Here is a 12817-nt window from a genome sequence, read left to right as displayed (position 1 = left end):
ATGTTCGCAACAGGATTACTGGATTTGCTGTTTCTTACCGCCCAGCACGGTGCCCCAGACCTTCACATCTTTAAGCTGAACCGGCTCGATGGCCTGCGGATCGTCTTCCAGCACGGTGAAGTCGGCATATTTACCGCATTCGATGCTGCCGATCAGATGGTCCATTTTCATGGTCCATGCCGCGCCGAGGGTCATCGCGTGCAGCGCTTGATCGACGGAGATTTTTTCCGCTTCGCCCAGTACGCGCCCGGATGCCGTCAGGCGGTTCACCGCGCACCAGCCGGTGAACAGCGGGTTGATGGGGGTGATGCCGCAATCGCTGTGGAAGGCGAAAGGAATACCGTGGCGCACCGCGCTGCCGCAGGCGTCCATACGCATTGCGCGCTCCGGGCCCATGGTTTTGCTGTAGTGCTGATCGCCCCAGTAATAGACGTGGTTGCTGAAAAAGTTCACGCCCATACCCATCTCTTTGATGCGTTTGAACTGATCTTCACGCAGCATCTGCGCGTGCTGCATCACCGCGCGGTGGTTCACTGCCGGAATACGATTCAGGGTTTTCTCGACGGCTTTAATGAACGCTTCCGAGGCCTCGTCGCCGTTACAGTGGCAGTGAACCTGGTAGCCGCGGGACATGATGTCGTAGACCTGCTGCTCCACCTCTTCCGGCGTGGCGTTCCACGCGCCGTTGTGGCCATCCAGATAATAGAAGGGCTCCAGCATCCGTCCTGACCCACCCTGGATAGAGCCGTCGAGGAAGATTTTCATCGGGCCGAAGTGCATTTTTTCGTGCCCGTGACGCATGACGTCCGGGGCGAAATCCAGCGCTTCCTGGAAGGGTTTTTTGACGAAAGGAGGACCGTAGGCCACCAGCAGACGAATCGGGAAGTCCTCTTCACGGGTCATGCGGATGTAGTTGGTCATCAGCTCGGGATTGCTGAAATCGGTCAGACCCATATCGGCTGCGCTGGTGCAGCCTGCGCGAAACGCTTCCTGGCCGAAATTGGCGATGGCGATTTCGGTGGTGAGTTCGTCCCAGAAACCATATTTATTCAGGATTGGCCCCATGGCGGCGAACTCCACCAGCTCGCCGTGCAGCGTACCGTCCTGATTTTTCACCACGCCTTCGATCTGGCAGTCGTCAAATATTCCGCAGTCGTGCAGCGCGGCGGTATTGGCGCCCATCAGGTGGATGCTCATATGGATAACCGCGACCGGACGGGTGGTTGAGACGCGGTCCAGATGTTCGCGGCCCAGCTTTTCGCTGCCGAAATAAATGGGATCAACGCCCCATGCGATCAGCGGCGCGTGCGGATCGGTCATCTCACGTTCCACCGCCTGCAGCGCGCTGACGACGTCGTCAAAAGAGCGGCAGCCTTTCCAGACTTTACCGGTATGGTCCGGGCGATCGTAGTAACCCACATAGGGGAATTGCCACATACCGCCGCCGGTGACGTGCGAGTGGGCTTCAATCAGGCCGGGCATTAACACTTTATCGGCAAAGGTCTCGTCCAGCTGGTATTCGCCAAAGCCGGTGAGTTCTTCAAGCGTGCCGGTGCCTAAAATACGGTCGCCGCGCACCGCGACATGGGTGGTCTCCGGGCGGTTCGGGCACATCGTAATGATTTTTTTAGCGGCAAAAATCGTGATTTCTGATGCTGACATAGTAGGCTCAATCATTCAGGGTTCAGAGAGCGATGAAAGGCGTCGCTTTCATCATGAGTATTAATGCGCCTATGCTAATTGTCATATTGGATGTATAACAGGACCAAAAACCCACGATATTAAGGTGCCAATTTGTCGGTTGCTCTGCCTTTTGATTTAACGGGTATAAAGCTGGATGCTGGCAGAAAGCGTAGCGAGCAGCTTTATCGCGCCCTGAGAGAGAAGATGGTGAATACGCCCGGTCTTCACGGGGCTAAACTACCCGCGACGCGTGAGCTGGCGCGGCTGCTGGGGGTTTCTCGCAATACGGTGGTCTCGGTCTACGAGCGTTTATATGCCGATGATTTAATTGAAACCCGACAGGGCGACGGCACCTATATACGTTATCGCGGGCAGGAGGTTGACGAAGGCCCCGACGTCCCTGAAATTCCTGCCTTACGCGTCGACTCGCGCCTGCCGCTGACGGCGCGGTTTAATCGCCATTTTGTGCACGATGGCCCGCCGAAGGCTTTTCGCATCGGCATGCCCGCGATTGACCATTTCCCGTTTGATACCTGGTCGCGCCTGCAAAACCGCTTCTGGCGGCGGCGACCCATTGCGCAAATGGGTTACGGCGTTCCGGCGGGCGATTTACAGCTGCGCGAGCTTATCGCCAGCTATCTGCATACCTCGCGCGGCCTGAAGTGCGATCCGGCTCAGGTGATTATTACCCTTGGCGCACAACAGGCGATAATGCTCTGTTCCGCGCTGCTGCTGCGCGTCGGGCAGGACGTCATTATGGAAAACCCCTGCCACTGGGCGGCGGCGGGCGTATTCTCCTGCCTTGGTTTGAATATTAAAGCGATTAACGTTGATGATGAGGGGCTTCAGACGGCGCAGTTGACGGATTATCCCGACGCCCGGATGGTCTACGTGAGCCCGTCATGCCAGTACCCGACGGGCGCGACGCTCTCGCTATCGCGGCGGATGACGCTGCTGGAGTGGGCCAGAAAGCATCAGGCGTGGATTATGGAGGATGATTACGACGGCGAGTATCGCTATAACGGCACGCCGCTGATGCCGCTCGCCGCGCTGGATAACCGCCATCGGGTGATTTATATCGGTTCGTTTTCCAAAGTGATGTATCCCGCGCTACGCCTGGGCTACATGGTGGTTCCGCAACAGCTGGTGGAACCGCTGAACCTGCTGCGTACGCTATCCACCCGCCAGCCGCCAATGAACGACCAGCAGGTGATGGCGAGCTTTATTTCGGAGGGGCATTTCCAGCCCCATATCCGGCGAATGCGCAGAATCAGTAAAAGCCGTCGCGATCTGCTGCTGGCCGAGTGGAATCAGCATCTGAGCCATATTGGCGTGATGCCGGAAGTGGCCTCGGGGCTACATGCGGCGATTACGCTGGATGATGCTGAAACAGAAACCCGTCTCGTTAGCCAGGCTCAGGCGGCAGGCGTGGAAATTACGCCGCTGAGCGCATTGTGGATCCCCGGTACGCCTGAAAGCCGCCATCATTACGGCGTGGTGCTGGGATTTGCCGGCGTGATGGAAGCGGATATTGTGCAGTCGATACAGGTGCTAAAAAAATGCTGGCAGTGACCCTGCTAAAATGAATACTCAGCGTATATCCACCAACGCGTTTGCGCTGTAACCCTGGTGGAAAGCCGCTTTTCAGATGTCATAAAGCTGCCCTAAACGCTTGCTTTTACGTCTTCTCCTGCGATGATAGAAAACAGAAAGAATGAATTACGGGCTACTATCCATGAAAAACGTTTTCCCAGCGCTTGCCGTTTTATTTGCGGTCCTCAGCCTCACCGGCTGTGGTCTGAAAGGGCCGCTCTATTTCCCGCCAGCGGATAAAACGGCGCCTCCGCCGACTAAACCGGTTGATAGCGGTATCCAGAGCTCTACGCCGGATCGTAACGATCGCGGTGATAGCGGTGGTCCGACCCAGGTGAATTACTGACAGTTCCGCGCTGCTGGAGTAGATGATGCAGTTCTCTAAAATGCATGGCCTTGGCAATGACTTTATGGTTGTTGACGCGGTAACTCAGAATGTTTTTTTCTCACCGGAACTGATTCGTCGTCTGGCGGATCGGCATCTTGGCGTGGGCTTCGATCAGCTGCTGGTGGTTGAGCCGCCCTACGATCCGGAGCTCGACTTCCACTATCGCATCTTCAATGCCGACGGTAGCGAGGTGGCGCAATGCGGCAACGGCGCGCGCTGTTTCGCCCGCTTTGTGCGGCTGAAAGGCCTGACCAATAAACGTGACATCCGCGTCAGTACCTCGAACGGCCGTATGGTATTAAGCGTAACGGAAGACGATCTGGTGCGCGTGAATATGGGTGAGCCAAACTTCGAACCGTCGCAGGTGCCGTTCCGCGCCAACAAAGCGGAAAAGACCTATATCATGCGCGCCGCTGAACAGACAGTATTGTGCGGCGTGGTGTCCATGGGCAACCCGCACTGCGTTATCCAGGTCGATGATGTGGAAACCGCGACGGTGGAAACGCTCGGCCCGGTGATGGAAAACCACGAGCGCTTCCCGGAGCGGGCGAACATCGGCTTTATGCAGGTGGTCAGCCGCTCCCATATTCGCCTGCGCGTGTATGAACGCGGCGCGGGTGAAACGCAGGCCTGCGGCAGCGGCGCCTGCGCGGCGGCGGCAGTCGGTATCCAGCAGGGGTTACTGGGCGAGGAGGTCCGCGTGGAATTACCCGGCGGGCGTCTTGATATCGCCTGGAAAGGTCCGGGCCAACCGCTGTATATGACTGGCCCGGCGGCACATGTCTATGACGGATTTATTCATTTATGAAACAAGTCGGGGAAGAACAGCAGGAACTCGCCAGCGAGCTGAACGATCGCGCAGTGGTGGACTATCTGTTGCAACATCCTGAATTCTTTATTCGTAATGCGGCGCTGGTGGAGCATATGTCGGTGCCGCATCCGGTACGTGGTTCGGTCTCGCTGGTGGAATGGCACATGGCGCGGGCGCGGAACCATATCAACGTGCTGGAAGAGAATATGACGCTGCTGATGGCCCAGGCGACGGCTAACGAAAGCCTGTTTCAGCGCCTGTTTGATCTCCAGACGCGGCTGGCGGCGGCCGATAGCCTTGATGAAATGCTGAACCGCTTTCATCGCTGGGCGCGCGAGCTGGGCCTGGCGGGCGCCACGGTGCGCCTGTTTCCCGACAGCTGGCGGCTCGGCGCGCCCTCCAAATTCACTCATCTGGCGATAAGCCGTCAGGCGTTTGAGCCTATTCGCATTCAGCGTCTTGGGCAACAGCGCCATTATCTTGGCCCATTAAACGGCCCGGAACTGCTGGTGGTGCTGCCGGAAGCAAAAGCTGTGGGTTCGGTGGCGATGTCGCTGCTGGGAGGGGATGAAGCGCCCGGCGTGATGCTGTTCAGCAGTCGCGACCCTCAGCACTATCAGCAAGGTCAGGGAACGCAGCTTTTGCAGGAAATTGCGTCGATGCTCCCGGGGTTGCTGGAGCGCTGGATCGAGCGCGCATGACCGACTCGCCGCTGTTTACGCCCGTAGAACGCTTTTTACGCTATCTCGGCGTGGAGCGTCAGCTGAGCCCGATAACGCTGCTGAACTACCGCCGCCAGCTTGAGACGCTTATCGCGCTGGCGGATAGCGCCGGGCTGAAAAGCTGGCAGCAGTGCGATGCTGCCCAGGTCCGTAGCCTGGCGGTGCGCAGCCGTCGCCAGGGGCTGGGGCCAGCCAGCCTGGCTTTACGTCTCTCCGCCTTACGTAGCTTCTTTGACTGGCTGGTGAGCCAGGGCGAACTGGCCGCGAATCCGGCGAAGGGGATTTCGGCGCCGAAAACACCGCGCCATTTACCGAAAAATATCGACGTCGACGACGTTAACCGACTGCTGGATATCGATCTTAACGATCCGCTGGCGGTACGCGACAGGGCGATGCTGGAAGTGATGTACGGTGCGGGACTGCGTCTCTCGGAGCTGGTTAATCTCGACATTAAGCACCTCGATCTGGAATCCGGCGAGGTGTGGGTGATGGGCAAAGGCAGCAAAGAGCGCCGCCTGCCGATTGGCCGCAACGCGGTGGTGTGGATTGAGCACTGGCTCGACCTGCGCGGCCTGTTCGGCGCTGATGAAGACGCCCTGTTCTTATCAAAGCTGGGTAAGCGAATTTCCGCGCGTAACGTGCAAAAGCGCTTTGCCGAATGGGGCATTAAGCAGGGCCTCAACAGCCACGTGCATCCGCATAAGCTGCGCCACTCTTTCGCGACCCATATGCTGGAGTCGAGCGGCGATCTGCGCGGGGTGCAGGAGCTGCTGGGTCATGCGAATCTGTCCACCACTCAAATTTATACCCATCTTGATTTTCAACACCTTGCGTCGGTGTACGATGCGGCGCATCCGCGCGCCAAACGGGGGAAATAATGCGTTTTTACCGACCTCTGGGCCAGATTTCAGCACTGACATTTGACCTGGACGATACCCTTTATGACAACCGTCCGGTGATTGACCGAACGCTGCATGAGTCGCTGAGCTTTGTGCGCAGCTACCACCCGTCGCTGAGTCAATTTGACGCCAGCGAACTCAACCGGCTGCGCCAGACGCTGCTGGCGTCAGAGCCGGAAATTTACCACGATGTCACCGAGTGGCGCCGCCGCGCGCTGGAGCTGGGGATGATCAACGCCGGGCTTTCTGCGGCGATGGCGAAAACGGGGGCCGAGGAAGCGATGGCGAACTTCGCCCACTGGCGCAGCCTGATCGATGTCCCGCAGGAGACGCACGATACGCTGGCGCAGCTGGCGGAAAAGTGGCCGCTGGTGGCCATTACCAACGGTAATGCCCAGCCGGAGCTTTTTGGCCTGAGCGACTACTTCCGCTTCGTGCTGCGCGCCGGTCCGGACGGGCGCTCTAAGCCTTTTGCCGATATGTATCATCTCGCAGCCGAGCGGCTGGCGCTGCCGCTGGGGCAGATTCTGCACGTCGGGGACGATCTGACGACCGACGTGGCGGGCTCCATTCGTTGCGGCATGCAGGCCTGTTGGATCAAACCGCAGGGCGCAGACCTGATGCGCACCGCCGACAGCCGCCTGTTACCGCACATCGAAATTTCACGGTTGGCATCTCTGACCTCGCTGATATAATCGTCAGTAGTTCTGTATAAATTAACAGTAGCCCGGTGGACTGAACGTTGCCGGGCGTCTCATTTCCGGCGGTGCCAATGGACGTTTCTTATCTGCTCGACAGCCTTAATGACAAACAGCGTGAAGCCGTTGCGGCATCACGTACGAATATGCTGGTTCTGGCAGGCGCGGGCAGCGGTAAGACGCGCGTGCTGGTACACCGCATCGCCTGGCTGCTGAGCGTTGAGCACTGTTCCCCTTACTCCATTATGGCGGTGACCTTTACCAATAAAGCGGCGGCGGAAATGCGCCATCGTATTGGCCAACTGATGGGTACCACCCAGGGCGGTATGTGGGTCGGCACTTTCCACGGATTGGCGCACCGGCTGCTGCGCGCTCATCACCTTGACGCCAACCTGCCGCAGGACTTCCAGATCCTCGACAGCGAAGACCAGCTGCGCCTGCTCAAGCGTCTGATTAAGGCGATGAATCTCGATGAGAAGCAGTGGCCGCCGCGTCAGGCGATGTGGTACATCAACGGCCAGAAAGATGAAGGGCTGCGCCCGCACCATATACAGAGCTACGGTAACCCGGTTGAGCAGACCTGGCAGAAGGTTTATCAGGCCTACCAGGAGGCCTGCGATCGGGCGGGGCTGGTGGATTTCGCCGAACTGCTGCTGCGCGCCCACGAACTGTGGCTCAACAAGCCGCACATTCTTCAGCACTACCGCGAGCGCTTTACCAATATCCTGGTGGACGAATTTCAGGATACCAACAACATTCAGTACGCGTGGATCCGCCTGCTGGCGGGTGATACCGGCAAGGTGATGATCGTCGGCGATGACGATCAGTCCATTTACGGCTGGCGCGGCGCGCAGGTGGAGAACATCCAGCGCTTCCTCAACGATTTCCCCGGCGCGGAAACTATCCGCCTCGAGCAAAACTATCGCTCGACCAGCAATATCCTCAGCGCGGCCAACGCCCTGATTGAAAACAACAGCGGGCGCCTGGGGAAAAAGCTGTGGACCGACGGTGCCGACGGCGAGCCGATTTCGCTCTACTGCGCGTTTAACGATCTTGATGAGGCGCGCTTTGTCGTCAACCGCATCAAAACCTGGCAGGAAAACGGCGGGGCGCTGGAGCAGTGCGCGATTCTGTATCGCAGCAACGCCCAGTCGCGCGTGCTGGAAGAGGCGCTGCTGCAGGCCAGCATGCCGTATCGTATTTATGGCGGCATGCGCTTCTTCGAACGCCAGGAGATCAAAGATGCGCTCTCCTATCTGCGCCTGATCGCCAATCGTAATGACGACGCGGCCTTTGAGCGCGTGGTGAATACCCCGACGCGCGGTATCGGCGATCGCACGCTGGACGTGGTGCGCCAGACCTCGCGCGACCGTCAGCTGACGCTGTGGCAGGCCTGTCGCGAGCTGTTAAAAAATAAAGTGCTTGCCGGACGCGCCGCCAGCGCCCTGCAGCGTTTTATGGAGCTCATTGACGCCCTGGCGCAGGAAACCGCCGATATGCCGCTGCACGTGCAGACCGATCGGGTGATTAAAGACTCCGGCCTGCGCATGATGTACGAGCAGGAGAAAGGCGAGAAAGGCCAGACGCGCATTGAAAACTTAGAGGAGCTGGTGACGGCAACGCGCCAGTTCAGCTACAACGAAGAAGATGAAGATTTGATGCCGCTGCAGGCGTTCCTCTCGCATGCGGCGCTGGAAGCGGGAGAAGGGCAGGCGGATACCTGGCAGGATGCGGTACAGCTGATGACCCTGCACTCGGCGAAAGGGCTGGAGTTCCCGCAGGTCTTTATCGTCGGCGTGGAAGAGGGGATGTTCCCGAGCCAGATGGCGCTTGATGAGGGCGGTCGCCTGGAAGAAGAACGCCGTCTGGCCTACGTCGGCGTCACCCGTGCGATGCAGAAGCTCACGCTGACCTATGCGGAAACCCGCCGCCTGTATGGCAAAGAGGTTTATCACCGTCCGTCGCGCTTTATCGGCGAGCTGCCGGAGTCGTGCGTGGAAGAGGTGCGGCTGCGCGCCACGGTGAGCCGTCCGGTCAGCCATCAGCGGATGGGGACGCCGATGGCGGAAAACGACACCGGTTATAAGCTGGGCCAGCGCGTGCGCCATGCCAAGTTTGGCGAAGGCACGATCGTGAACCTCGAAGGCAGCGGCGAACACAGCCGCCTGCAGGTTGCGTTTCAGGGGCAGGGGATTAAATGGCTGGTCGCGGCGTATGCCCGGCTTGAAACAGTGTAACAGTAAGAAAAGTATCATTATTTTGTAATATTCTGCTACCTTTATACGTTAAGGAGCTTGATTTGCTCTTTAGCGTTCCGTTGCGTGTTGACGCCGTTTTTGCGCTGGCGTAACATGCGCGCACGATTACGCTAAGAGGACATTCGCCTTGGACACACCCAGTAGATGCTGGCTCAATTTCCTGCCCATCAGGAACAACTCCTAAGGCTATCCTCTTATGCTGATAGCCTTAGCGGTTGTCGGCGACCCGTTCTATTCCCGTCGCTCTGAGTCAGGCTTAATGGTCTGAAACCCAAATTGTTTCTGTGTGCCCACCGAACTGTCCGATAATTTTTTGCATTGGGAGTCCCGGTCATGCTGAGCGCATTTCAACTGGAAAACAATCGTTTAACACGTCTGGAAGCCGACGAGATCAAGCACCTCGCCAGTTCGGTGTGGGTCGATCTGGTCGAGCCTGACGACGATGAACGAAGCCGCGTGCAAACGGAATTGGGCCAGAACCTGGCGACGCGCCCGGAGCTGGAAGACATCGAAGCGTCAGCGCGTTTCTTTGAGGATGAAGACGGCCTGCATATCCACTCATTTTTCTTTTTTGAAGATGCTGAGGATCACGCCGGTAACTCTACCGTCGCGTTTACTATCCGCGAAGGGCGTCTGTTCACCCTGCGCGAACGGGAGCTGCCCGCTTTCCGCCTGTATCGCATGCGCGCCCGCAGCCAGTCGATGGTGGACGGCAACGCTTACGAGCTGCTGCTGGACCTGTTCGAAACCAAAATCGAGCAGCTGGCGGATGAAATTGAAAACATCTATAGCGACCTGGAAAAGCTCAGCCGGGTGATCATGGAAGGTCGTCAGGGCGATGATTACGATGAGGCGCTCTCGACGCTGGCGGAGCAGGAAGATATCGGATGGAAAGTCCGCCTGTGTCTGATGGATACCCAGCGTGCGCTGAACTTCCTCGTGCGCAAAGCCCGCCTTCCGGCCGGTCAGCTGGAGCAGGCGCGTGAGATCCTGCGCGACATCGAATCCCTGCTGCCGCACAACGAGTCGCTGTTCCAGAAGGTTAACTTCCTGATGCAGGCGGCGATGGGTTTTATCAACATTGAGCAGAACCGCATCATCAAGATCTTCTCGGTGGTCTCCGTGGTGTTCCTGCCGCCGACGCTGGTGGCTTCCAGCTATGGGATGAACTTTGAGTTTATGCCCGAGCTGCACTGGAGCTTTGGCTATCCCGGCGCGATTGTCTTTATGATGCTCGCCGGCCTGGCGCCGTATCTGTACTTTAAGCGTAAAAACTGGCTGTAAAAAAAGGAGCTTCGGCTCCTTTTTTGCGTACCAGCTTGGCTTTATGCCCTACGCGTACGGCGTATTGTGTAAACCGCATCCATCACGAAAATCGCCAGCGCCACCCAGATAAAGGCGAAGGTTACCATTTTATCCGCGCCCGGCACTTCGCCGTAGAAGGTTACCGCCAGCAGGAACATCAGCGTCGGGCCGATATACTGGAAAAATCCCAGCGTGGAGAGGCGCAGACGCGTCGCCGCGCCGGTAAAGCACAGCAGCGGGATGGTGGTGACCACGCCCGCCGCCATCAGCAGCAGGTTCAGCGACCACGGATTCTGCCCCATGTGGCTGGTCGGGCTATCGGCAATACCAAACAGATAAATCGCGGCGACCGGCAGCAGCCAGAGCGTCTCAAACAGCATCCCGGTTTGCGCATCCACGGCGATCTTTTTACGCAGCAGGCCGTAAAAAGCGAAGCTGAACGCCAGGCCCAGCGCGATAATCGGCAGCGAGCCGAAGGTCCAGAGCTGTACCAGCACGCCGCAGGCGGCCAGCAGCACCGCCAGCCACTGCATCCGGCGAAAGCGCTCCCCGAGGAAGATCATCCCCAGCAGAATATTCACCAGCGGATTGATAAAATAGCCCAGGCTGGCTTCCAGCATATGATGGTTATTCACCGCCCAGATAAACAGCAGCCAGTTGCCGCCCACCAGCACCGCAGAGAGCGCCAGCAGGAACACCTTTTTCGGCGTTTTCAGCAGCCTTTTGACCTGCGGCCACTGACGGCTGATGCTGATCAGCGCGACCATGAAGAAGAAGGACCAGATCACGCGGTGAGTCAGAATTTCATCGGCGGGAACATAGTAGATAAGCTTGAAGTACGCCGGCGCGATACCCCAGATAAAATAGGCGGCCAGGGCCAGAAGAATCCCCACCCGCGTTTGTTTAGCGTCCATCGGTACAAATCCATTGCCAAAGAGAGAGATGTTACTCGATTTAGGCCGATCAACCCACCATATACGTCGCCGTGGCGCTGGCGATATACACCTGCTCTTCGTTATGCAGCTCGACGCGGGCCACCGCCACTTTATTACCGGCTCGCAGCAGGCTGCTGGTGGCGGTAAAGCGTTCCCCGCGGCCCGGACGCAGGTAGTCGACGCGCAGATCGATAGTGCCCATCCGCGACAGGCGCTGGCGCAGCTCTTCTTCATTGATGGTGTCGTGGCGAGTCAGCGTGCTGCCGACGCATACCAGCCCCGCAGCGACGTCCAGCGCTGAGGCGATCACGCCGCCATGTAAAATGCTCTGCGCCCAGTTGCCCACCATCATCGGCTGATTGTTGAAACTCAGCTGGGCAAACTCCTTTTCATAGCGCTCCAGCTCCAGCCCTAAGGCACGATTAAACGGCATATGGTAGACGAAGATCTCTCCCACCAGCTTCAGGGCGGCGGCGGCGGTCAGTTCAGACATAACAATACTTCCATAAGTTAATGAAATGTTGATTTTATGCTTCTAAAATATTGATTTCTACTTTAAGAACGGATAACAGGTCAGATGCCGCATAAATAGGTAGAATGCTGCCTGGGTTAAACAGAAATAATAAATATCCATCCAGGAGAACAGCAATGCGTATCTCTTTGGCCTGCCTGCTGGCGCTTGTTGCGCTTCCGGCCGGCGTTCTGGCGCAGGACGCGCCGGTGAATAAACAGGTCCACGACGCTCCGGTCGTTCGCGGGAGCATTATCGCCAACCTGTTACAGGACCATGATAATCCGTTCCTGCTCTATCCCTACGAGAGCAACTATCTGCTCTATACGTGGACCAGCGATCTCAATAAAGAAGCGATTCGTAGCTACGACTGGGCCGAAAATGCGCGTAAAGATGAAGTGAAGTTCCAGCTCAGCCTGGCGTTTCCGCTGTGGCGAGGGATCCTCGGTGAGAATTCGCTGCTGGGCGCTTCTTATACGCAAAAATCCTGGTGGCAGCTCTCCAACAGCAAAGAGTCCGCGCCGTTTCGCGAAACCAACTATGAGCCGCAGCTGTTCCTCGGGTTTGCGACCGATTACTCGTTCGCCGGCTGGACGCTGCGCGACGTTGAGATGGGTTATAACCACGACTCTAACGGCCGTTCCGATCCCACCTCCCGCAGCTGGAACCGCCTCTATACCCGGCTGATGGCGCAAAACGGCAACTGGCTGGTTGAGGTGAAGCCCTGGTACGTGATTGGCAGCACCGACGATAATCCGGATATCACCAAATATATGGGGTATTACCGGCTGAAAGTGGGCTATCAGCTGGGCGACGCCATCCTCAGCGCCCAAGGGCAATATAACTGGAATACCGGCTACGGCGGCGCCGAGCTTGGGGTGAGCTATCCGATCACCAAACACGTGCGCGTCTATACTCAGGTCTATAGCGGTTATGGCGAGTCGCTCATCGATTATAACTTCAATCAGACCCGCGTCGGCGTCGGGCTGATGCTCAACGATCTGTTTTAATCGT

General features: G+C 57.8%; 12 protein-coding genes. 9 read left to right on the top strand and 3 right to left on the bottom strand.

Features of this window, described 5'->3' with window-relative positions; translation table 11 throughout:
* Positions 1–15: 15 nt before the first annotated feature.
* Positions 16–1662, bottom strand: a complete 1647-nt coding sequence (locus ABLV30_RS19150) for an amidohydrolase (protein WP_038423934.1) — start codon at positions 1660–1662, stop codon at positions 16–18.
* A gap of 132 nt (positions 1663–1794) precedes the next feature.
* On the opposite strand from ABLV30_RS19150, the gene ABLV30_RS19145 reads away from it, so the two are divergent.
* From ABLV30_RS19145 to corA, 8 genes are all read left to right on the top strand, one after another.
* Positions 1795–3255: a PLP-dependent aminotransferase family protein gene (locus ABLV30_RS19145; protein WP_025108405.1), complete on the top strand. Its 1461-nt coding sequence runs from the start codon at positions 1795–1797 to the stop codon at positions 3253–3255.
* 163 nt (positions 3256–3418) lie between these two features.
* Positions 3419–3622 carry a lipoprotein gene (locus tag ABLV30_RS19140; RefSeq protein ID WP_009651708.1) on the top strand — a complete coding sequence of 68 codons (204 nt, stop codon included), beginning with the start codon at positions 3419–3421 and terminating at the stop codon, positions 3620–3622.
* Between the two features lie 25 nt (positions 3623–3647).
* Complete coding sequence (dapF, locus tag ABLV30_RS19135; protein ID WP_004127458.1) at positions 3648–4472, top strand: diaminopimelate epimerase; 825 nt, start codon at positions 3648–3650, stop codon at positions 4470–4472.
* The gene (locus ABLV30_RS19130) at positions 4469–5176 is read left to right on the top strand and encodes a DUF484 domain-containing protein (protein ID WP_025108404.1); all 708 of its coding nucleotides are present in this window, start codon (positions 4469–4471) and stop codon (positions 5174–5176) included. Before dapF ends, ABLV30_RS19130 begins: the two co-directional genes overlap by 4 nt.
* Positions 5173–6075: a tyrosine recombinase XerC gene (gene xerC / locus ABLV30_RS19125; protein ID WP_009651718.1), complete on the top strand. Its 903-nt coding sequence runs from the start codon at positions 5173–5175 to the stop codon at positions 6073–6075. The genes ABLV30_RS19130 and xerC overlap by 4 nt, the downstream gene beginning before the upstream one ends.
* Positions 6075–6791, top strand: coding sequence for a 5-amino-6-(5-phospho-D-ribitylamino)uracil phosphatase YigB (gene yigB / locus ABLV30_RS19120; RefSeq protein WP_025108403.1), 717 nt, complete (start codon positions 6075–6077; stop codon positions 6789–6791). The genes xerC and yigB overlap by 1 nt, the downstream gene beginning before the upstream one ends.
* A 77-nt stretch (positions 6792–6868) precedes the next feature.
* Entirely contained in the window at positions 6869–9031 is a 2163-nt protein-coding gene (gene uvrD / locus ABLV30_RS19115) for a DNA helicase II (RefSeq protein ID WP_064378206.1), read from the top strand.
* A gap of 354 nt (positions 9032–9385) precedes the next feature.
* Complete coding sequence (gene corA, locus ABLV30_RS19110; RefSeq protein ID WP_004097564.1) at positions 9386–10336, top strand: magnesium/cobalt transporter CorA; 951 nt, start codon at positions 9386–9388, stop codon at positions 10334–10336.
* Between the two features lie 41 nt (positions 10337–10377).
* Here corA and rarD read toward each other — a convergent pair whose 3' ends face one another.
* Positions 10378–11271: an EamA family transporter RarD gene (gene rarD, locus ABLV30_RS19105; protein ID WP_014227470.1), complete on the bottom strand. Its 894-nt coding sequence runs from the start codon at positions 11269–11271 to the stop codon at positions 10378–10380.
* Between the two features lie 49 nt (positions 11272–11320).
* Complete coding sequence (gene yigI / locus ABLV30_RS19100) at positions 11321–11785, bottom strand: acyl-CoA thioesterase YigI (protein ID WP_004097567.1); 465 nt, start codon at positions 11783–11785, stop codon at positions 11321–11323.
* Between the two features lie 155 nt (positions 11786–11940).
* On the opposite strand from yigI, the gene pldA reads away from it, so the two are divergent.
* Positions 11941–12813, top strand: a complete 873-nt coding sequence (gene pldA / locus ABLV30_RS19095) for a phospholipase A (protein WP_004097569.1) — start codon at positions 11941–11943, stop codon at positions 12811–12813.
* The last annotated feature ends 4 nt before the right edge of the window (positions 12814–12817 follow it).

It is taken from the genome of Klebsiella sp. CN_Kp113, assembly GCF_040064585.1.
GTDB classification, from domain to species: domain Bacteria; phylum Pseudomonadota; class Gammaproteobacteria; order Enterobacterales; family Enterobacteriaceae; genus Klebsiella; species Klebsiella michiganensis.
The sequence above is the reverse complement of the archived record's forward strand: the minus strand, read 5'-3'. Positions and strand labels throughout refer to the sequence as shown.

What these genes read in the sequence shown, in the direction of transcription:
- ABLV30_RS19150 (WP_038423934.1), bottom strand. Translation starts at nt 1,662, where the DNA reads ATGTCAGCATCAGAAATCACGATTTTTGCCGCTAAAAAAATCATTACG.
- ABLV30_RS19140 (WP_009651708.1), top strand. Translation starts at nt 3,419, where the DNA reads ATGAAAAACGTTTTCCCAGCGCTTGCCGTTTTATTTGCGGTCCTCAGC.
- dapF (WP_004127458.1), top strand. Translation starts at nt 3,648, where the DNA reads ATGCAGTTCTCTAAAATGCATGGCCTTGGCAATGACTTTATGGTTGTT.
- ABLV30_RS19130 (WP_025108404.1), top strand. Translation starts at nt 4,469, where the DNA reads ATGAAACAAGTCGGGGAAGAACAGCAGGAACTCGCCAGCGAGCTGAAC.
- xerC (WP_009651718.1), top strand. Translation starts at nt 5,173, where the DNA reads ATGACCGACTCGCCGCTGTTTACGCCCGTAGAACGCTTTTTACGCTAT.
- yigB (WP_025108403.1), top strand. Translation starts at nt 6,075, where the DNA reads ATGCGTTTTTACCGACCTCTGGGCCAGATTTCAGCACTGACATTTGAC.
- uvrD (WP_064378206.1), top strand. Translation starts at nt 6,869, where the DNA reads ATGGACGTTTCTTATCTGCTCGACAGCCTTAATGACAAACAGCGTGAA.
- corA (WP_004097564.1), top strand. Translation starts at nt 9,386, where the DNA reads ATGCTGAGCGCATTTCAACTGGAAAACAATCGTTTAACACGTCTGGAA.
- rarD (WP_014227470.1), bottom strand. Translation starts at nt 11,271, where the DNA reads ATGGACGCTAAACAAACGCGGGTGGGGATTCTTCTGGCCCTGGCCGCC.
- yigI (WP_004097567.1), bottom strand. Translation starts at nt 11,785, where the DNA reads ATGTCTGAACTGACCGCCGCCGCCGCCCTGAAGCTGGTGGGAGAGATC.
- pldA (WP_004097569.1), top strand. Translation starts at nt 11,941, where the DNA reads ATGCGTATCTCTTTGGCCTGCCTGCTGGCGCTTGTTGCGCTTCCGGCC.